13 protein-coding genes and 3 tRNA genes are annotated in these 20,081 nt (G+C 43.3%); 4 read left to right on the top strand and 12 right to left on the bottom strand.

Going from position 1 to position 20,081, the window contains the following annotated elements:
- Positions 1 to 23: 23 nt before the first annotated feature.
- The 4 genes from F897_RS01240 to glyQ all read right to left on the bottom strand — a co-directional run bounded on the left by F897_RS01240 (position 24) and on the right by glyQ (position 5,676).
- Positions 24 to 413 (bottom strand): hypothetical protein, encoded by a 390-nt coding sequence (locus F897_RS01240; protein ID WP_005232428.1) that lies wholly within the window; start codon positions 411 to 413, stop codon positions 24 to 26.
- Between the two features lie 126 nt (positions 414 to 539).
- On the bottom strand, positions 540 to 2,549 hold the full coding sequence (locus F897_RS01235) for an AAA family ATPase (protein ID WP_005232426.1): 2,010 nt from the start codon (positions 2,547 to 2,549) through the stop codon (positions 540 to 542).
- 68 nt (positions 2,550 to 2,617) lie between these two features.
- Positions 2,618 to 4,687, bottom strand: a complete 2,070-nt coding sequence (glyS, locus tag F897_RS01230; RefSeq protein WP_005232424.1) for a glycine--tRNA ligase subunit beta — start codon at positions 4,685 to 4,687, stop codon at positions 2,618 to 2,620.
- A complete protein-coding gene (gene glyQ, locus F897_RS01225) occupies positions 4,687 to 5,676 on the bottom strand; it encodes a glycine--tRNA ligase subunit alpha (RefSeq protein WP_005232423.1) in 990 nt (329 codons plus the stop codon). The genes glyS and glyQ overlap by 1 nt, the downstream gene beginning before the upstream one ends.
- Before the next feature lie 314 nt (positions 5,677 to 5,990).
- Here glyQ and F897_RS01220 point away from each other — a divergent pair, with 314 nt between their 5' ends.
- Both F897_RS01220 and F897_RS01215 read left to right on the top strand, forming a co-directional pair.
- Positions 5,991 to 6,818, top strand: a complete 828-nt coding sequence (locus F897_RS01220; RefSeq protein ID WP_005232421.1) for a transglutaminase-like domain-containing protein — start codon at positions 5,991 to 5,993, stop codon at positions 6,816 to 6,818.
- A gap of 198 nt (positions 6,819 to 7,016) precedes the next feature.
- A complete protein-coding gene (locus F897_RS01215) occupies positions 7,017 to 8,126 on the top strand; it encodes an HPP family protein (protein ID WP_005232419.1) in 1,110 nt (369 codons plus the stop codon).
- Positions 8,127 to 8,200: 74 nt separating this feature from the next.
- Here the strand turns inward: F897_RS01215 and F897_RS01210 are convergent, their stop codons facing one another.
- The 3 genes from F897_RS01210 to F897_RS01200 all read right to left on the bottom strand — a co-directional run bounded on the left by F897_RS01210 (position 8,201) and on the right by F897_RS01200 (position 10,930).
- Positions 8,201 to 9,610: an SLC13 family permease gene (locus F897_RS01210; protein WP_005232417.1), complete on the bottom strand. Its 1,410-nt coding sequence runs from the start codon at positions 9,608 to 9,610 to the stop codon at positions 8,201 to 8,203.
- 84 nt (positions 9,611 to 9,694) lie between these two features.
- On the bottom strand, positions 9,695 to 10,477 hold the full coding sequence (locus F897_RS01205) for a sulfite exporter TauE/SafE family protein (protein WP_005232415.1): 783 nt from the start codon (positions 10,475 to 10,477) through the stop codon (positions 9,695 to 9,697).
- Between the two features lie 180 nt (positions 10,478 to 10,657).
- On the bottom strand, positions 10,658 to 10,930 hold the full coding sequence (locus F897_RS01200) for a PspC domain-containing protein (RefSeq protein ID WP_005232413.1): 273 nt from the start codon (positions 10,928 to 10,930) through the stop codon (positions 10,658 to 10,660).
- A 251-nt stretch (positions 10,931 to 11,181) separates the two neighbouring features.
- On the opposite strand from F897_RS01200, the gene F897_RS01195 reads away from it, so the two are divergent.
- On the top strand, positions 11,182 to 11,868 hold the full coding sequence (locus tag F897_RS01195; protein ID WP_034580331.1) for a hypothetical protein: 687 nt from the start codon (positions 11,182 to 11,184) through the stop codon (positions 11,866 to 11,868).
- Between the two features lie 155 nt (positions 11,869 to 12,023).
- Here the strand turns inward: F897_RS01195 and F897_RS01190 are convergent.
- The 5 genes from F897_RS01190 to F897_RS01170 all read right to left on the bottom strand — a co-directional run bounded on the left by F897_RS01190 (position 12,024) and on the right by F897_RS01170 (position 17,968).
- Positions 12,024 to 12,099 (bottom strand) — tRNA-Lys (locus F897_RS01190).
- Between the two features lie 57 nt (positions 12,100 to 12,156).
- Positions 12,157 to 12,232 (bottom strand) — tRNA-Lys (locus tag F897_RS01185).
- A gap of 21 nt (positions 12,233 to 12,253) precedes the next feature.
- A tRNA-Lys gene (locus tag F897_RS01180) sits at positions 12,254 to 12,329 on the bottom strand.
- 197 nt (positions 12,330 to 12,526) lie between these two features.
- The gene (locus F897_RS01175) at positions 12,527 to 14,368 is read right to left on the bottom strand and encodes a long-chain-acyl-CoA synthetase (protein WP_005232410.1); all 1,842 of its coding nucleotides are present in this window, start codon (positions 14,366 to 14,368) and stop codon (positions 12,527 to 12,529) included.
- 174 nt (positions 14,369 to 14,542) lie between these two features.
- Positions 14,543 to 17,968 carry an Rne/Rng family ribonuclease gene (locus F897_RS01170; protein ID WP_005232408.1) on the bottom strand — a complete coding sequence of 1,142 codons (3,426 nt, stop codon included), beginning with the start codon at positions 17,966 to 17,968 and terminating at the stop codon, positions 14,543 to 14,545.
- A 767-nt stretch (positions 17,969 to 18,735) separates the two neighbouring features.
- Here F897_RS01170 and F897_RS01165 point away from each other — a divergent pair.
- Entirely contained in the window at positions 18,736 to 19,704 is a 969-nt protein-coding gene (locus F897_RS01165; RefSeq protein WP_005232406.1) for an RluA family pseudouridine synthase, read from the top strand.
- The last annotated feature ends 377 nt before the right edge of the window (positions 19,705 to 20,081 follow it).

Raw genomic sequence — 20,081 nt, 5'->3', positions numbered from 1 at the left:
TTCAAAAAAACAGGGCGATCTACTTAGTCACATTGTGTCAGGGCATCTTTAGCAAAATGATTGCGCAGGGTCACAAAGTTCTTTTGTACCGCAGCATCATGCAGGTCAAATTTTTGTGCTGTGCTGGTTCCGTCACGCTGGAAAGTCGCTGAGCCGGCATCAATTAGGGTCATGCCTTTAAATGACCATTGTTCAACTGAACGGTTGTTGCCAATGTCGCCAGTAAATTCAATCACGCATTTGTCGAGGAATTTGGTCAGTTTCGCCTTATTGTTGGTTGTTTCTGGAATAACTTCGAGATTTTGTACTTCCTGTAATACACCCAGTTCCAGCTGTGGAATGGTCGGTTGAGATGTACATGCTGTAAGTGCGATACCCGCAAGAGTTGCCATCATAAGAGTTTGAAATTTCATGCGCTTCTTTCTTGTTGAGTGTTGTTAAGGGGAGTATAGGGAATTGATAACTAAATGGCTATATCTTTGCATTATTTGAAAAAATCAAAAAAAGAAGCTCAATTTTATTGAACTTCTTATAAAATTTTATTTTAGCCTTTTGTTTATTGTTTCAATAAGCTTTGTACAATTTTGAATTTCTTGATCAGTTAGGTCACTGAGAGAATGTTCTCTTGCCCACTTAAGAAAAGCTTTTGAGAGCTTAAATTTAGAAAAATCTTTTACTGCTATTTTAAAAATATCGACAATAGCTTTATCCGATTCTAAATCTGCTACATTAAGCTCTATTTCATATTCATCTTGAAAGATTTTAGCTAATGTTTCACGGATAATATCTTCGATTTCTGAATTCTTAATTTCTCTGCTTAAGAATTCTTTTGTTCTTAAAATATTTTTGGCACCTAAAGAATGTATTACAGTTTCTTGAGTTGCTGCTTTTTCTCCTGCTGTATCTGAATCTAAAAGAGCCACAGATTTCAAATCATTATTGCTAAGCATAGAGGCGTAGTATGAAATTTTTGCTGATGTACCAACAGGTAGCAGTGCAATATTAGAATCAAGATTTTTATCAAGTAATGAATTAATTCCTTCTAAATACCATAGATCAGTTAGCCCCTCTAAAAGTACATTTTTCTTTGCAGTAAACATACTTTGAGCAAGGTTATAACCCAATGCCTCTTGAAGAGGAAAAAGTGCAGCGGGATCAGTAGAAACAATTTTATTATTAACTTTTGTACCAATTGATCTATTTGTTAATTCTACAATTCTGACTAAATCTAACTCATCTTGAGAGATCATAAATGGGGAATGAGTTGTATAAATTGTTTGATTCTTTTCAGCTAATTTACTAATGGTTTTAATAAATTCTTTTTGCTTCAATGCATGTAAGCTTGTAGCAGGCTCATCAAGTAAAAGAATGCAGTTTTTGTAGTCATTATCAGCTTGTGATTCAAAAACAATGAAAAAAGAAACCATCCATTGGAAGCCTTCAGATCTTTGATCAAGTTCAACTTTAGCTCCTAATTGATCAGTTACAACGACTTTTAATGATTGGCCATCTGCTGAAATTTCTAAATTGGATGCTTCATCTTTTTGATTGTTAGGATTCCAAATATCTTGAATAGATTTTGATAGATTTATAGATGCAGCATTTAAACGATAAAATCTATCATCTAGCAAATTATTGTAGGCTTCTAAATCAGTCTGATTTTCATTGGTTTTACCTAAGTTAGCTAATTCTCTTGCAGAATATCCCAAAAACTTGAGTAAAGAAATATTTCCATAATCATAGTATTTATCATCAAGTTGGTTGTTTTCTTGCCTATTAGCTAATCTTTCAAGATGAATTAAGGGCTTTACTTTTATGTAATTATTGAAATAGACAAATTTAGGTAGTTTTTCATATAAGTGCTTAATTAATTTATAGTAAATAATATTTGTATTAAGTACCTTAAAAATTTTATTTATACGTTCTAATTCTTTTTTATTATCTTCATCAATTTTTATTTCACACTTTTCAATTAATGTTTTTAAAGAACCTGAGTGAGACTCGTTTATATAATAATGATCTCCCGATGCTTGTTGTAACAACGTGTTTATTGCAGTAATTAACTCCTCAGTATTATTCGCTAAAGATAATGCTTCATTGAGTCTTAAAATATCTTTTTTAATTTCACCCCATGTAAAACGATTAATATTTTTTAAAGTATGGTTATATCCTTGATAAAATTTATTTTTTATATAAATAATTTTGGTTAAATCAATCTCAGTTTCTAAGACTTCTTTGAAAGTAGATTGGATTATTTTTATATCACTAGGTTCAAGTATAAAAGTACCACTGACTAAAGGTGTACTTTTACAAAGCTCATCGATGTTTTGACCTTTAATATGTTCTGCATATTTAGATCTTGGAAAGTCTCTTAATAAGCTTACCTTTTCAATTTCACTTGCAGGATTTAATTGATTAATAGCTTTTAAGAGTGCTGTTTTTCCTGCTTCATTGATTCCAACTAATACCGTTTTGATTTTTTCAATTTCGATTTCACCACTATCTAAAATACTTCGATAATTTTGTACATGTACTTTGACTAGCTTCATTTTTATTACTCAAAAGAAAACCCCACTAATTTATAGCGAGGTTTAGTTTAAACTTCAAGCATTTACGCTTAGTGCTGTAACACTGAAATATCTGCAACTTTAGTGAACAGGTCACGTAGCTGAGCAAGCAGACGTAAACGGTTTGCTTTCAGTTCAGCATCATCAGCCATGACCATTACACCATCAAAGAATGCATCGACTGGTGCACGCAGGACAGCCAATGCAGACAACGCAGCAGTGTAATCTTTAGAAGCAAATAGCGGCTCAACCACTGGTGTGATTTTCGCAAGTTCAGCAAATAATGCTTTTTCAGCATCTTCCACCAGATTTGCTTCAACCACAGCCCCTTCAGGTGCAGCTTCTTTGGCAAGAATGTTGGCAACACGCTTGTTCGCAGCAGCAAGAGCAGCCGCTTCAGGCAATGCACGGAAGTGATTAACGGCATTTACACGCTTGTCAAAATCAAGCGGTGATTTTGGTGACAATGCTTGAACAGCTTGGATCACGTCAACATCAACGCCTTGGTCTTCGTATTTCGCACGGTAACGACCTTCCAGGAATGCAACCGCATCTGCCAAAGTCTTGTCGTGGTCTTTCAAGACATCACCATAAGCAGCTAGAGCCAGCTTAATCAGGTCTTCGATGGATACATCAAGCTCATTTTCAGTCACCAGACGCAGAATACCAATGGCAGAACGACGCAGCGCAAACGGGTCTTTAGAACCTGTAGGTGCCTGACCGATACCGAAAATACCAGTCAAGGTATCTAAACGATCCGCAAGCGCAATCGTTGTACCAGTTTTGGTTTTAGGCAGAACGTCACCTGCGAATTTAGGTAAATACTGCTCACCTAAAGATTCAGCCACTTCATCATTTTCACCTTCAAGACGGGCGTAGTAAGTACCCGCGATCCCTTGAAGTTCAGGGAATTCACCCACTAGCTCAGAAGTTAAGTCACATTTAGCGAGAAGAGCCGCTTTTTCAGCATCTTCAGCTTTTGCACCTGTAATCGGAGCAAGTGCGACAGCCAGTTTGGCAATACGTTCAGACTTGTTCCACAAAGTACCCAGTTGTGCCTGGAATACCATGTTTGCCAGTTTCTCTTTACGAGACGCAAGCGGTTGTTTCTGATCTTGCTGGAAGAAGAATTCTGCATCTGACAGACGCGGACGAACTACTTTTTCGTTACCTTCAATGATTTGAGTCGGATCTTTAGACTCAATATTTGAAACGGTAATGAAGTAAGGCTGTAATTTGTTTTCAGCATTCACCAGACAGAAATACTTCTGGTTGTCCTGCATCGTAGTGATCAATGCTTCTTGAGGAACAGCTAGGAAGCGTTCTTCGAAGCTGGCACGAAGCGCGACAGGCCATTCAACCAGTGCGGTTACTTCATCACGAAGGTCGCTTGGCACAATCGCAATCGCATTCACTTCATCAGCAAGTGCTTTCACTTGACCATCAATGATTGCTTGACGCTCTTCAAAAGACGCTACAACGTAAGCCGCTTTTAACTTCGCTAAGTATTCGTCTGCATGTGTAAGCGTAATTGCTTCAGGTGCATGGAAACGGTGGCCATAGGTCACGTTACCTGCTTTGTGGTCTTGAATGGTTGCATCAACCACATCGTTATCTTTTAATAACACAACCCATTTTACAGGACGAACGAATTCAGTACGGCTAGCCGCTGAACGCATACGTTTTGCAATTGGCAGGTTATCTAAAGCTGTTTGTAAAATTTGCGGTAAAAGTACATCTAGACTTTGACCTTTGACATCTTTTAAGTAGCAAACTTTTTCAACTTTACCGGCTTGGAAAGTAGAAACTTGATCAACGGTAATGCCTTGACCACGCATAAAGCCTTCAAGCGCTTTAGTCGGTTTACCTTCAGCATCATAAGCAGCTTGAACAGCAGGGCCGTCAAAACGTTTTTGCGTATCTGCTTGAGCAGCATCAACGTTGATGATTTTTAGTGCCAGACGACGCGGTGCTGCATAAGCTTCGATTGCGTCGAAAGCAAGACCGGCATCTTTTAAGCCTTTTTCAGTTTCAGCTTTTAAAGCGTCACGTAATTTTTTCAGGCTTTTTGGTGGAAGTTCTTCACAGCCAAGTTCAAATAAAACTGTATGTTTAGACATTATTTGTTCTCCGCTGATTTTTCTGCTTGAGCCGCTTCTGCTTCAACTTGTGCTTTAAGCTGAGCCAGGACTTCGTCACGTAGGTGAGGTTCTGCCATTGGGAAACCAAGTTTCGCACGTGCAGCCACATAGCTAGTCGCGATTGAACGTGCCAGAGTACGAACACGCAGGATATAACGCTGACGTTCAGTCACAGAGATCGCACCACGCGCATCCAGCAGGTTAAAGCTGTGTGATGCTTTAATTACTTGCTCATAAGCAGGCAATGGCAGTTCAGCTTCGATTAAACGCGTTGCTTCAGCTTCGTAGAAGTCGAACAGTTCGAACATTTTTTCTACTGGTGCATATTCGAAGTTATAAGTCGATTGTTCTACTTCATTTTGATGGAACACATCGCCATAAGTCACAGTACCGAACTGACCTTTGGTCCAAACCAAGTCATAAACCGAGTCTACACCTTGCAGGTACATGGCCAGACGTTCCAGACCGTAAGTGATTTCACCAGTAACTGGGTAGCATTCAACACCACCGACTTGCTGGAAGTAAGTGAACTGAGTCACTTCCATACCGTTTAGCCAAACTTCCCAGCCTAGACCCCACGCGCCCAGTGTTGGAGATTCCCAGTTATCTTCCACGAAACGGATGTCGTGAACTAAAGGATCAATACCGATTGCCTTTAAGGAATCCAGGTACAACTGCTGGATATTGTCCGGGTTTGGCTTAAGCACAACCTGGAACTGGTAGTAGTGTTGCAGACGGTTCGGGTTCTCACCATAACGGCCATCTTTCGGACGGCGTGATGGCTGAACATAAGCGGCATTCCAGGTTTCAGGACCTAGTGCACGAAGGAATGTTGCAGTGTGGAATGTCCCTGCACCCATTTCCATGTCGTAAGGCTGTAACACGACGCAGCCTTGCTCCGCCCAGTAGTTTTGTAAGGCAAGAATTAAGCCTTGGAAGGTATCAATATGCGATATGGCGCGACTCATGGTCATCCACTTAAAATTAGAGAAAAATTGTGCTTGATTATAAGGATTTTACAGGGGAGTGGCAAAGGGTTAATACGCTGAAAATATTTTGGAAAAAATTAAAATGGTCTTCATTCATGCCAGATTTTGCGCGGCTTTGCTGCAATTTTATGCTGGAATAGCAATGGGGTGAGATCTAAAAATCAGGAATAAATCAGATGTATAGCATCCTGGTCACTGAAGCGCGATAAAGTTAAACTGATCTCATACGATTGGGGTCTTAGAATTAGTTTAATCTTCACACAATATAATAATGCCTAATAATAAGGAACTTCATGGCCACTTACCAAATTCAGTGCCATTTAAAATACAAGATTGTGCAACCTACCGAATTTATTTTTATGGTTCAGGTCGCCCATCATCCCGATCAGAATATTCTCGAAGAACAGCTCACCATGAATATGCCGGTCAAGTGGCATCAATTTCGGGATGCTCAGCATCAAAACCGCCATATCCGGTTGCAACTCGAGCCCTGTGAAGCATTTGAACTGAATTATAGCGCGACAGTTACCCGTCAGCCGTGCATTCCGGTTGATCTGAGGCAAAATCTGAATGAAGTCAAAATTCCAGACCTGCCGGATGAAGTACTACCTTATTTGCTGGCCAGCCGCTATTGCAATTCAGATTTAATACTTGAAATGGCGAAACGTTCATTTGGCTGGATGACACCCGGCTATACGCGTGTAAAAGCCATTGAACAGTGGATTTATAACAATATTTTTTATGTCTCTGGCTGCTCTGACCAGTTTACGACTGCAACAGATGTACTGGTCCACCGGGCAGGGGTATGCCGTGACTTTGCCCATTTAGGTATTGCACTATGCCGTGCTTTAGGAATTCCGGCACGCATGGTGGTCGGTTATGTGGAAATTGAAAAATTTTTACCCGATTTTCATGCCATTTTTGAAGCCTATCTGGAAGGAGGATGGGTGCAGTTTGATCCGACCCGTTTGGCTCCGGTTGACGAGCTGATTCGCATTGGCACCGGGGTAGATGCCGGAGATGTGGCCTTCTCAACCTATTATGGTCAGGTCGAACTACTCGAAATCGAACCTCTGATTAAACCTGATTCTCATAGCGAAGCTAAGGCTAAAATCACCTGACATGAATTATCTCATTGAAAATTCTATGAGGGATTGAACCGTAAAAGAGGACTAGATGGATGGCTGTCGCCTGGAGAGAGATTTAGCTTTTTAAACAGCATCCATTTAAGTGTAATTAAAAGATATAAAATGAATACATCTTTAAAGCGACTAGTTTTATAATGCGCAAAATCTGTAACCATTAAAATCAGGCGCGCCGTGTTCCATTCCAATCTCGACTGGCTCAATACCTTAAAACCGAATTTTAAAGTTCTTCCACTCAAAGACCGTTTACTCTGCGGTATTGGGGCACTACTGGGTCTCACGGTATCGTCATTACTGAGTTTATGGATTCTGGGCGATTTTGAAGCCTGGTATATCGCGCCGATGGGGGCGTCATCTGTGCTGCTGTTTGCGGTTCCGGCCAGTCCCTTAGCACAGCCCTGGAATATTCTGGTAGGTAATACTATTGCTGCTGTGGTGGGTGTGACCTGTGCCTTGTTTATTGCCAGTCCGACCGAAGCTTTTAGTCTGGCAGTGGCATTAGCAATCATTTTAATGATGACCACAGATTCCCTGCATCCACCGAGTGGTGCTGTGGCTATTACAGCGGTACTCGGCGGCAATGTGGTGCATGAACTCGGCTATGCTTTTGTTTTCTATCCGGTGCTGCTGAATTCGATTTTATTGATGGTGATTGCGATCGTCTTTAACCGAATGATTGGCAAGCGTTATCCGCAGCAGGCGCAATTAAATACCCGTTCCAAAGATCCGACCCCGACCCAGAAAGTCACCATTCAGCCACAGGATATTCAGGAAGTACTGGATCAGCAAACCGAGCTGCTGGACATTAGTGAATATGACCTGCAAAAGATTATTCTGGAAGCGCAGGACCGAGCCAATGCCCGTGCGGTCAACCAGTTTACCTGTCAGGACATTATGACCAAAGACGTGGTGACCCTGGATGCCAATGATGATATTCAGCATGCACTGGACAAGTTTAAGCAAATGAACCTGATGAGCCTGCCAGTGGTTAGTGCGGAAGGCAAGCTGGTGGGAACGCTGGCCATGTATCAGGTGGTAGAATGGTTTAAACGTGCTGCAGATGTGCGCAGCAGCTGGGAACATCAGGTCAAACATATTATGACCCGCAAGGTAGTCACTGTGCAGCCATTACAGCCGATTCAGGATCTGGTGCCCTATTTTGTGGAGCGTTCCTTTAACTATATTCCGGTGGTGAGTGAACAGCGTCTGGTCGGAATTATTAGCCGCGCAGATATCATCGCTGCCCTGAATCAGGAACTGAACCATTTTAAAATGAGAGCTTAAGAACTCTTATATAAATAATTCTGAAAAAAGCACCCTTGGGTGCTTTTTTATTTGGAATCTGGATTTATCTCAACTTAGATAAAGAACCAGTAAATAAACAGGGAAACCAAGAAAATACACATGATATTCAGGACAAAGCCGACTTTCATCATTTCACTTTGCTGAATATGACCAGTCCCAAATACAATGGCATTCGGTGGTGTCGCCACAGGTAGCATAAAGGCACAAGAAGCACCGATCCCGATCACAATCACCAGAATCTCTTTAGGCATGCCCATCTGGTCGGCAATGGCGGCAAAGACCGGAACCAGTAAGGCAGCCGAGGCAGTATTACTGGTAAATTCAGTCAGGAAGATGATGAAGGTTGCCACCACAAAGATAATCACGAGAGGAGAGGAGTCACCGAAAGCATTCGCCAGCGTCTGACCTAAGACCAGAGAACTCCCTGAATCCTTCAAGACAGCACTTAAGGTCAAGCCGCCACCAAACAGGTAGAGCACACCCCAATCGGTATTTTCAGCAACCTGTTTCCATGTAGCCGTACCCAGAATCACTACCATGCAGGCCGCCAGAATCGCGATCCAGGTATCGGGCTGTGTAATGCCGAAATTTTCAGTCAATTTTTTACTGAAAATCCAGGCAGTCGCGGTACAAAGGAATAAAATCATGGTGGCAATACGGGTCGTAGTCCAGGGAATATTTTCAGTGACAAAATTCACCTTATGATTCAGTTTTGGACGTAGCACCAGATACAGGCTTACTAACATTGCCGGAAGGATAATGAACATCATCGGCAGGCCAACTTTCATCCAGTCGGCGAAGTCATAACCGAGGGCTTTGGCTGCAATCGCATTCGGTGGAGAACCGACGATAGTGCCCAAGCCACCAATACTGGCCGAATAGGCAATCCCAAGCAGAATAAACACAAAGGTTTTACGATCTTTTTCAACATCCAGATGTGAAAGTAAACCCAGCGCTAGGGGCAACATCATGGCTGCGGTGGCGGTATTGGAAATCCACATCGACAGTGCAGCAGTCACTAAAAAGATAGCCAGTACTGACGCACCGAGATGTCCACCGGAAAGCGAGATAATCCACGTGGCAATTTTCTTGTCCAGTTTCTGGATATGCAACGCCGAGGCCAGGGCAAAACCACCAAAAAACAAGAAGATGGTGGGATCTGCGAAAGTGGTGAGTGCTGCTTGTGTGGTAATTGGTTCCAGTTCATCGCCTTTGGCCATGGGCATGGCGAGGACGACGGCCAGTATAGGTATCAGCAGGGCAGTAATGGTGATATGAATCGCTTCGGTCAGCCATAAAATGGCGATAAAGGTCAGTAAGGCCAATCCCTTATTGGCATTTTCGTCATAAGGCAAAATATGATACAAGCCATAAGAGACCACTGCAGCGATCACAATTAAAATCCAACCCTTTCGAATTCCTTTTGGCATGGCATCAGTCGGGGTGCGTAAAGGGTCGTTCATACAACCTCCTTGCTCAACTTTTTTATTTAAAAGCGTTTTTGAAATTCTTATAAAAGTAAATATGTGGTTTGATTAAAAAAGATATTATTTAAACAGTATAGTAGAGTGTTGTAATAATCCCACACTTTGCCAAAGTGCGTAAATCCCCAGTCCAAATAGAAAAAACAGCACCAGATATTTGAAATGTTGCTGGGAAAGTCGATGACGTATTTTCCCCCCTAACCAGACACCGATGAGAGCAAATAACGTGATTCCAAGCAGGATATGTCGCTGATGGGTTTGCAAAGAAATGAGAATCGGGAAGAGTAAAGTCAACTGCACCAGTTTGCTGGCAATAAAGTTAAGATTACTGATGATGACGATATCAGTTTTGGAGAGCTGACAGCTAAGCAGATACATCATCAGGAAGGGTGCCATGGCATTGGTTGCACCTCCTATCATGCCGGCCAGTAAACCGAATCCCAGCATACTAAGCTGACTGCTACTGACCCGAAGCGGAGTAGAGCGTAACTGATCCAGTACATAGAAAATAATCACCAGACCCAGTAATAATTTAAGATAGCCTTCATTGATCCAGATGAGTAATTTGACCCCCAGCACACTACCGACCAAGCTGCTGAGCATGAGTGGCCAATAGCGTGAGACATAATAGCGAATGCTCTGCAACAGGCTATGTTTTGGATCACTATTGAGCATCCAAAGATTCAATAACAGGCAGGGGAGGATCACCAAGGTGACTGCTGTACTTAAGGCATATTCACTGGATAAGGCAGCCGTACTTAGCATAGGAAAGCCAAAACCACTGACCCCATGCAGTAATGCCGCAATCGCACACAGCCAAAGCACAACCCATTCTGCCTGCGTCATCTGAAATCCATTTCAAGAATAAAGTATCAACTTATCCTGAATAGGCGAGCAGGGTAAAGCGTAAAATAGTAATAAGGCCAAAACCTAAAAATCAGGCAAAAAAAACCACGATCTTTTGGGGGAAGGACCGTGGCATAAAAATTTCACCATATGAATATTTAGGTGAAAGAGGAAACGATTTTATCGGTAGTCTTTATCCTGATTCACGGTACGTACAGGACGTTCATAATCAGTTCTGCTCGTAGCATAATCAGGCATAGAATTCTTTTTTGGCATCACTAACCATAGAACCAGATAAACTAAGATACCCGGGAAAGCAGCACTCATGACCGAAATAATCACGAAGATCAAGCGTAATAAATTTGCGTTCCAACCAAAACGTTCAGCAATACCACCCATTACACCTGCAATCATGTTTGAGCGGTTAGAGCGATATAAACCAACATTGGCCATCCAAGTCTCCTGATAGAAAAAAATAAAATTGAGTCTAAAAAATGACTCATATTTATAAGAATGGAGTTTTATCTAAATTTTTAAAGTATCTATTGAAAATAAATTCGTTAAGTAATGTTACGGGAGATTAAATAATCCTTAAAAAATCACTAAGATCATAAAAATTCCATTGAATTCATTATTAAAACTTATAAGTTTTCAGTGAGTCGTCTGCCTATATGGATGTGCACCCCTTCAGGTATATTTTTAAAATGAAATCGAATGTATCGCATCATTTAAGTGGTTTATGCCGGCTTGGATTTGTGCTGGAAAGTGTTGCAGGACTGATTGCCTGTGATGACCATCAAAGCAAACCCTTACCTGATACTACGAAAACTTTGGCACAAGATGGCGTAGTCATCTCCGCCGCCAATGAAAGTTATGACACCCGTAATGCTAAATCGCTCACCCAGACTGCAACCTATAATGCATTGCCTGTAGAACCAAATGTCGATCCTAAACCTGTACCGGATTATGCCAAAAGCTATGTCGGGCGTTATCTTACCCAGATTGATTGTGACGGGCGGTTTGCGCCTTGTACGGAAGGGAAGTCGGTGTTTATTTTGACTTTATTGCCAGATGGTACAGTGCATCGCAGTATCGTGCATTATGGCAAAGTATTTGTGAATAATTCCAGACGGGTTCAGACCGAAAGCAATATGACCTATCGTAAGGACCGCTGGACAATTAATCCGGAACAAACTGAACTGATCGTGGACCGTAAAGAAGGAGCAAAGTTCTACTATATGATTAAAAGCCCAACGCATCTGGTCATGAATCTGGAAAAAATTTACGACGAAAAAGAACGGGCAAACCAGCAGTTATTTGATCAGGGTTATCCTGCGCCTTCTAAAGCTTATGAGTTGGTCAAAGATTCTGAATTTAAGATCACTGAATAAAAGCGATAAAGTCTCCAAAGAATTTAAAAACAGCATAAATGAAAATGACGATTTTAAAATTGTCAGGATGAATTGCGCTTAAATAAAAAGAATGAACTGAATAATATAGGAAATATTATAAGAATATTGAAAGAAGATAAATATAGAGGGGAGAATGGTGGGCCGTCCGCGACTCGAACGCGGGACCAATGGATTAAAAGTCCACTGCTCTACCAACTGAGCTAACGGCCCATTCGGGTAATCAAAGCTACTTTGATTGAATTTTCTAAAAAGAGATTTTAGAAATGATGGTGGGCCGTCCGCGACTCGAACGCGGGACCAATGGATTAAAAGTCCACTGCTCTACCAACTGAGCTAACGGCCCATCAGGGGATATCAAATTTAATGGTGGGCCGTCCGCGACTCGAACGCGGGACCAATGGATTAAAAGTCCACTGCTCTACCAACTGAGCTAACGGCCCTGAACCAACAATTAAGCAAGGCTTAATCGTGCAGTGCAAGAGAAACTAAAAAGTTCTGAAAGCACCACTTTGTTTGATGGAGCGTATTGTAGCAAGATCTCATTGCAGCGCAAGTAAAAAATAACAAAGTTGCCTATGTTTGATTATAAATACAACAATTCTGCTTTATCTAAACAAAAAATAGGCAACTTCGGCACTTAGAAGCGATATTGATAGGCTTGAATGTTCTCAAAAATTTCTTGAGTCAGCTCACAATACGCATCGCTCCCTGGCAATAAAACCAGCAGGCGTTCATCGGTCTTGTTTGGATCAAAAGCCTGTTCTTTCAGTTTGTTTTTCTGATACTTGAAGGTACCGGTCGTTTCTACTTGCTTTTGAATGCGTAGAAAAACCGGAACTGCATATGTAGGCAGACAGCGTTTAAAGGTGCTGACCATATTTTTCAGGTCTTGCTCATCTAGGGTGCTTCCTGATTGCAGGGTAATTGCAGCCATGCCTGCACGGCCATTGGTATGCGGAATTTCTACGCCATAAACCACAGCTTCGATAATTTTGTCATACTCGGTCAGCATGTTTTCGACTTCAGTCGTTGAAACATTTTCACCTTTCCAGCGGAAGGTATCACCGAGACGGTCGACAAACTGAGCATGACGGAAACCGATATTACGCACCAGATCGCCCGTATTGAAGTAGGAATCACCTTTACTGAACACGTCATGCATGATGACTGCCTTGTTCTTTTCCGGATCGGTATAGCCATCGAAAGGGGAGCGGCGGGTAATTTTACCAATCAATAAACCGGTTTCACCTTTTTTCACCCGTTTGCAGCGACCTTTGGCATCACGCACAAGCTCATTTTTATCTTTGTCAAATTCGATAATGGCATAAGGCGTTGGTGAGAAACCGACAGTATTGTCAAAGTTAAAGACATTGCTGAAACCGACATTACCTTCACTGGAGGCATACAGTTCCAGTACTTCCTTGATGCCAAAACGGGATTTGAATTTATCCCAGATGTTTGGGCGCATTCCATTACCAATCATCTTGGTGACACGATGGCCTTTTTCCAGTTCAGACGGTGTTGCATCCATCAGGTAGCGGCAAAGTTCACCGACATAACCAATCGCTGAAGCATCAAATTTTTTGACATCTTTCCAGAAGGAAGAGGTGGAGAATTTACGGCGGATGGCAAAAGTACTGCTTCCGGCAATCACCCCACACCAGCACACCACAATGCCTGTCGCATGATAAAGCGGCAGGGTGCAGTACATCACATCATCTTTATTCAGGTTCAGAACATGACCATAGGTGCCATAGGCGAGTGTCCAGCGGCTATTGGTAAAGACCACCGCTTTAGGTAAGCCAGTGGTACCTGAAGTATAGATATAGAACAGGCCGTCTTTACCCTGTACCGAATGTGTGGTCGGTGTATTGAATTTAGGGAACTGGTCAATCTGCTCTGCCAGGTTAATAAAACCTTCAGGTGCCTGTCCGGCATTTTCTTGTGTGTTCTGATCGGCAAACCAGTGAAAACGGTCAGCGGCAATATTGAGATCATGACGGATTTCATCAACCGCAGCACGGCACTCTTCACCGACAATGACCGCAATCGGTTTCACCAGATTAATACTATGTGTCAGGACTTTGCCGACCTGAGAAGTATTCACCAGCGCAATCGTGATGCCCAGCTTGGCTAGACCAATCACGCTGGCAATAAACTCCGGACGGTTCTCGACCATCACGGCCACCACATCACCTTTCTGTGCACCGAGAGAGAGGTAAAAATGTGCGATCTGGTTCGCCCAGCCATTTAGGTGAGCATAGGTATAGGACTGATCCTCAAAACGTAATGCAATACCTTCAGGATTACGCTGTGTTGCTTTTTCAAAAGCTAAACCCAGGCCTGCGGGCGTATTGGGAGTACGTAAATAAGCCTGTCGCAGTCCGTTCAGCAGATTAGGGACCTTACTGATGAAGGCAGGGATTTTGGCTGCGACATCTGCAATGCCAATAAGATCGGGTTGGTTCGTCTGGGTCATGGGCGTCCTATCATTTTTCGTATCCAATGCGTTTAATTTATATGCAATAAACGGATGATAGCCATCTTTTAGCGTGTTGAAACTAGAGTAATCAACCTATTCTGACAAAATCTAGCAAAAAAAACCTAGCCACCGAAATGACTAGGTTTTTTTAGTTAACTGCAATTGGGTGAATTATGACTCAGTTGCAGTATTGGTTTTTTTCGGTGGACGGCCACGTGGACGACGTGGGCGGGCAGCCGGTTTTTCAGCTTTTGTTACAGTTTCTTCAGCTTTATCGGCTTCCGGAGTTTCAGTAGGCGCAGCTTCGTTTTCTGCTGGAGTTGCTTCAGCTGTAGCCGTTTCAGTGACTTCTTCAGCTGGAGCCTGTTCAGCGTTCGCAGTTTCTACAGGCGCTTCAGCAGCTGGCTCAGGAGTTTGAGTCGCTTCAGTTGTATCAGCACTTTCTACTGCGGCTACCGGAGCTTCAGCAGGTGCAGCTTCAGTATTTTCAGCTTTCGCCTCTTCCGCTGGAGCCGTTGCTTCTGCAGCAGGTTCAGCTGCAGTAGATTCTGCTTCAGCTTGTGCTTGCTGTTTAGCCTGCTGTAATGCTTGCTCGGCAGCCAGTTTAGCGAGACGACGACGCTCACGTGGATCATTCGCCACACGTTTCTCTGAAACCGGTGCAGGCGGAGTTAAATCCAGCACAGGTGCAGGTTCTGCTTCAGGTTGTGCTTTGCTGACTTCTACATCACGAGTTACAGGTTTTTTCTCTGTGGTCGCGGTCGAAACCGTTGTTAAAGTCGCATTATATTCCTGCGTGAACTTTTGCAATGCGCGGTTAAACGTTGGCAACAGACCAAACTGTTCAATCAGGACTGAACAGTCTTCGCCATAAACATGGCGAATCAGACTGCCAATGGTGTATTGGCCAAGTGTTGGCACCTGTGATGGTGTCAATTGCTGAGTTTTCGCCTGTTGGCCTTGTGCAGCACGGCGGCGGTCACGACGACGTTGACGTGGGTCATTGCTGGCACGCTGTTTTGATGATGACTGAGCTTCCGGTGCTTTCTCTGCAGGAGCAGATGCAGTCACTTCAGCCAGGAACTCTTCCGCAGCTGGCGCTTCTACAGGAGCATCGGCAGGGGCAGTCACTTCAACAGCAGGTTTTGCGACTGGAGCAGTGTCATTCAATGCCACAATTTCGCTTTTCGCCTCGTCAATATTTACCACCATTGCTGTTGGCATCACTTCTTTACGAGGAGCATCGACCAGTTCTACACGCACTTGCTTTTCATTGACTGCTGGAGCTTCAACGGCAGCAGGTGCTTGAGGTACAGCTTGCTCATTCAGAACACTTGGATCGCGGTGGCGATTTGGACGTTCTGGACGTTGCTGGTTGCGACGGTCACGACGTGGCACGTTTTGCTGTTGCTCATTGCCGTGAGTATCGCTTTGCTGTGCAGACTCGTTGTGGTGCTGACGGCGAGAGTTGCGTTTGTTTTCACGCGCTTCCTGACGAGAAACCTGAACCACTTCTTCATGCATCTGATGTTGTGATACATTATCAGACTGCGCCTGTTCACGTGGCTCTTTGTGCTTGTTGCTACGTGCTTTTTTGTTATGACGCTGTGATTTCTCTTCACGTTCAGTTTTTTCAGACTGATCACGCTCTGGTTTATGTGCCACAGTCGATGGCGCCAGATAAGCATTACCGGTAGTTGCCGGTACTGCAACAGCTGCTGGCTGTGCATGTACTGCTGGTGTTACAGGAGCAACCTGGCCGAACTGACCACGACTCACTGCCCCGCCATTCACCATCTGTTCAATAGCAGCAGCAGCATTGTTCGCTGTGCGAGACTGATCAACAGTAGTTGCCTGTTTTTGTACAAACAGGTTTTCTAACCATGCACATGGGCTGGCTGCAGGTGCTGCAACTTGAGCAGGTGCCCGTTGTGCAACAGGTGCTTGCTGTACGTTTTGCTGATTCTGGTTATTGCGGCGTTTATTGTTTTTGCCGTTGTTTTGCTGCTGAGCAGGTGCTGGCGCAGCAGTATGCGTATGTTCTTCTTCTAAATGCCACTCAGAAGACTCATAACCCAGTTCTTTTTCGCTTGAACGGGTTGCTTCAGTACGCTCGTAACTGGTTGGTGCGAAACCTTCAGGGTTATACGAAATTTCGTAGTGAGGCGTTTCCAGGTGTGGATGTGGAAGTACAGTTACGCGTGTATTTGAAGTTTGTTCCAGATATACTAGACTGTGACGTTTTTCATTCAGCATGAATGCTGCAATTTCTACCGGTACTTCAACCTGAACTTCACCATGACGTTCACGAAGGGCGATTTCTTCCACTTTACGCATGATTGAAAGTGAAAGAGAACGCAGGTCACGTACCATACCCGTACCATGACAGCGTGGGCAGACATAACCAGTCGCTTCTTCTAATGATGGACGCAGACGTTGACGGCTCATTTCCATCAGGCCGAAACGAGACAGTTGGCCAAACTGAATACGTGCGCGGTCGCTTTGAGTCGCTTCACGTAGTTTCGCTTCTACCATACGCTGGTTGCGATCTTTGGTCATGTCGATGAAATCGATTACCACCAGACCACCGATATCACGTAAACGTAATTGGCGAGCAATTTCTTCAGCAGCTTCAAGGTTGGTATTTAACGCTGTATCTTCAACGTCCTGACCACGAGTTGATTTTGCTGAGTTAATATCGATTGAAACTAAAGCTTCAGTTTGGTCGATCACGATCGAACCACCTGAAGGCAGTTTTACTTCACGTTCATAAGCAGTCTGGATTTGGCTTTCGATACCGAAATGCGCAAACAAAGGCTCATTCAATGTATAAGTTTTCAGCTTATCTAACTGAAGCGGCATTACTGCTTTAACAAAGTTATATGCTTCGTTATAGGCTTGCTCAGAATCAATCAGGATTTCTGCTACATCATCACGCAGGTAATCACGGATCGCACGAGTTACCACACCTGCTTCCTGATGGACTAGCATAGGTGATGGGCCTGAATTTGCAGTGCTTTGAATTTGTGCCCAAAGGTCTAGCAAATGTTGCAGATCAAGCTGTAGCTCTTCTTGAGAACGGCCAATGCCTGCGGTACGAACAATGACGCTCATACCACGTGGCACATTTAAAGAAGCCAGCATTTCTTTCAGTTCTTCACGTACTGAACCGGAAATCTGACGGCTGATACCGCCACCTTTCGGGTTGTTTGGCATCAGAACCAGATAACGACCAGCTAAAGAGATGAAAGTTGAGAGAGCAGCGCCTTTATTGCCGCGCTCTTCTTTTTCCACCTGAACCAGAAGTTCAGTGCCTTCAGTAATCAGTTCACGGATATTTGAAGTTTGACGAGGATCGGCTTTGTAGTAAGAGTTTGCGATTTCACGCATAGACAGGAAGCCTTGACGACCTGCGCCGTATTCAACGAATACAGCTTCTAAAGAAGGTTCAACGCGAGTCACGTGACCTTTATAGATATTCGATTTTTTTTGTTCACGGGTACGATTCTCTAAATCGAAATCGTAAAGACGCTGACCAGTGACAAGTGCAACGCGAATTTCTTCGGCATGTGTTGCATTAATCAACATACGTTTCATGGGTGTAACACCTTATAGTGATACACAGCAAAAAATCGCTATTCACGTAGCGAACATCACACATCACGGATCAATGGCCCAGATCTCCAATGAGTTTCATTGTGGTCTGAGTCTTTTATTCCCGGCGTCTACTTGAATATAGATCAGCTTCGGTATTTTGATTCACGTATTGATGATGGCAATACGGCTTCAATCTTTAAACGATTAAAGTCACCTGAACGTTTCACTGGCGGACAAGCGGTGCATTAGATGTGAGTAACTTTCACTGTCACATTGCTCGAAGATCATCCCTTCTTTATAGAAAGTGTCTTGATACGGAATTGTCGTCGTATCTTTACAAACTGTGCAGATCCAATGCATCAAACGCTGTAGCCTGAAGTCGTCTTCAGGGTGCGACTAATCTGATGTGTATCAGTTTACGTTTAAAAACCAACTAGGTTGGCGACATATTTTTCAGACAAACTGATTTATGTACCTGAGGTACAATTAAACGCAACAGTTTGCTTTGTTTGCCGATATAATAAGCCTTCGGCGTCGGCATAATTCTTTTGGGACCTTCCCGTATCATGTGAGTCTTTAATTGAATAATCAAGTTCAGAGAAATCTGAAATGCTTCAACTTTTACTCACAAACGATGGTTTCCGTGCGCTGACTATACCAAACCTTGCATCATCTGCCTATGGGCTAAGCTTATGTTTCTTGTGTAAAGCATAACCTAAGTGATCATTTTTTAATCAATTTTAGTATTTTTGGGTCATAGTAACTGTATGAATTCTACACAACAATGGCAAAGCGTCACTTGGTTTGAAGTGGATGAACATCAAGATGGACAGCGAATCGATAATTTCCTGTTCAGTCGTCTGAAAGGGGTGCCTAAAAGTCGGATTTATCGTCTGATTCGTGAAGGACAGGTTCGCGTCAATAAAAAACGCATTAAGGCCGAAACCAAACTGGCGATTGGCGACCAGATTCGTGTGGCACCGATTCGTTATGAGCAAAAAGATGAATCAGAAGCGCCGATTTCGGACAAGGTGGCTCAAGGTCTTCTGTCCCGTGTGGTATATGAAGATGAAGGCTTGATGGTCGTCAACAAGCCATCTGGAATTGCCGTGCATGGTGGTAGCGGTGTGGCATATGGTCTGATTGAAGGTTTGCGTGCTGCAACCGGTAAAAAATACCTGGAACTGATTCACCGTATTGACCGTGACACCTCTGGTCTGGTGATGATCTCGAAAAAGCGTAGTACCTTAAAAACGCTACAAGATTTATTACGTGAACATAAAATTAAAAAAACTTATGCCGCTGTCGTGAAAGGACAGGTAACGCTAGATAAACAACTCATTGACGCGCCTTTACACCGTTATGAACTTTCTAATGGTGAGCGTCGTGTACGTGTCTCTAAAGAAGGCAAAGAGTCTAAAACCCAGTGGAATGTAGCAGAGCGTTTTATGCATGCGACACTGGTGTATGCTTCTCCATTGTCTGGTCGTACCCATCAGATTCGTGTACATGGTCTCAGCATCGGTCATCCGCTGGTAGGCGATGAGAAATATGGTCACGAGACTGAATATCGTGGGCCAAAGCCACGCCGCTTATGTCTGCATGCGATGCGTCTGGAAATTCCGGGTTATCCGACCATTGAAGCGCCTTTGCCTGAAGATATGCAGAGTCTTGTGGCTCAGCTTCGTGCGCAAAAGGCGGATAAGGTGGTAACGCCTGCGGAAGATGACGAGTAATTTTTAGCTTTTAAGTTAACCCTCTCCCTGAGCAGCACTGCTGCGCAAGTCTCCTTTCTTGCACGAATTTTAAAAGCAATGCTTTAAAATTCGCTCAGGAGAGGGAACGTTGAGTTCGCATGTGCTAGTGATAAGTCAAAATAGCTAAGAATTTATCTTTATTATTTAGTACTGTACGTTGTTCAGTAATGAATTCTCCCTCTCCTTTTAGGAGAGGGCTGGGGTGAGGTAAAAGTAAAGCACAGCCGAGTTTTGTAGTTATAAAATCAAATTTTATCGCGTAGGCAGTGTTTTACTTTTGACGGGGGCAAAAGTAACAAAACCCCTTCTGTTGATCTGATGGCACCTCTCTATGCCACAGATCAACGGCGACATCC

Origin of the sequence: Acinetobacter variabilis (assembly GCF_000369625.1) — a bacterium.
GTDB lineage: Bacteria > Pseudomonadota > Gammaproteobacteria > Pseudomonadales > Moraxellaceae > Acinetobacter > Acinetobacter variabilis.
The sequence above is the reverse complement of the archived record's forward strand: the minus strand, read 5'-3'. Positions and strand labels throughout refer to the sequence as shown.

What these genes read in the sequence shown, in the direction of transcription:
- F897_RS01210 (WP_005232417.1), bottom strand. Translation starts at nt 9,610, where the DNA reads ATGAACGACCCTTTACGCACCCCGACTGATGCCATGCCAAAAGGAATT.
- F897_RS01235 (WP_005232426.1), bottom strand. Translation starts at nt 2,549, where the DNA reads ATGAAGCTAGTCAAAGTACATGTACAAAATTATCGAAGTATTTTAGAT.
- glyQ (WP_005232423.1), bottom strand. Translation starts at nt 5,676, where the DNA reads ATGAGTCGCGCCATATCGCATATTGATACCTTCCAAGGCTTAATTCTT.
- F897_RS01175 (WP_005232410.1), bottom strand. Translation starts at nt 14,368, where the DNA reads ATGACCCAGACGAACCAACCCGATCTTATTGGCATTGCAGATGTCGCA.
- F897_RS01170 (WP_005232408.1), bottom strand. Translation starts at nt 17,968, where the DNA reads ATGAAACGTATGTTGATTAATGCAACACATGCCGAAGAAATTCGCGTT.
- F897_RS01165 (WP_005232406.1), top strand. Translation starts at nt 18,736, where the DNA reads ATGAATTCTACACAACAATGGCAAAGCGTCACTTGGTTTGAAGTGGAT.
- F897_RS01205 (WP_005232415.1), bottom strand. Translation starts at nt 10,477, where the DNA reads ATGACGCAGGCAGAATGGGTTGTGCTTTGGCTGTGTGCGATTGCGGCA.
- F897_RS01240 (WP_005232428.1), bottom strand. Translation starts at nt 413, where the DNA reads ATGAAATTTCAAACTCTTATGATGGCAACTCTTGCGGGTATCGCACTT.
- glyS (WP_005232424.1), bottom strand. Translation starts at nt 4,687, where the DNA reads ATGTCTAAACATACAGTTTTATTTGAACTTGGCTGTGAAGAACTTCCA.
- F897_RS01200 (WP_005232413.1), bottom strand. Translation starts at nt 10,930, where the DNA reads ATGGCCAATGTTGGTTTATATCGCTCTAACCGCTCAAACATGATTGCA.
- F897_RS01195 (WP_034580331.1), top strand. Translation starts at nt 11,182, where the DNA reads ATGAAATCGAATGTATCGCATCATTTAAGTGGTTTATGCCGGCTTGGA.
- F897_RS01220 (WP_005232421.1), top strand. Translation starts at nt 5,991, where the DNA reads ATGGCCACTTACCAAATTCAGTGCCATTTAAAATACAAGATTGTGCAA.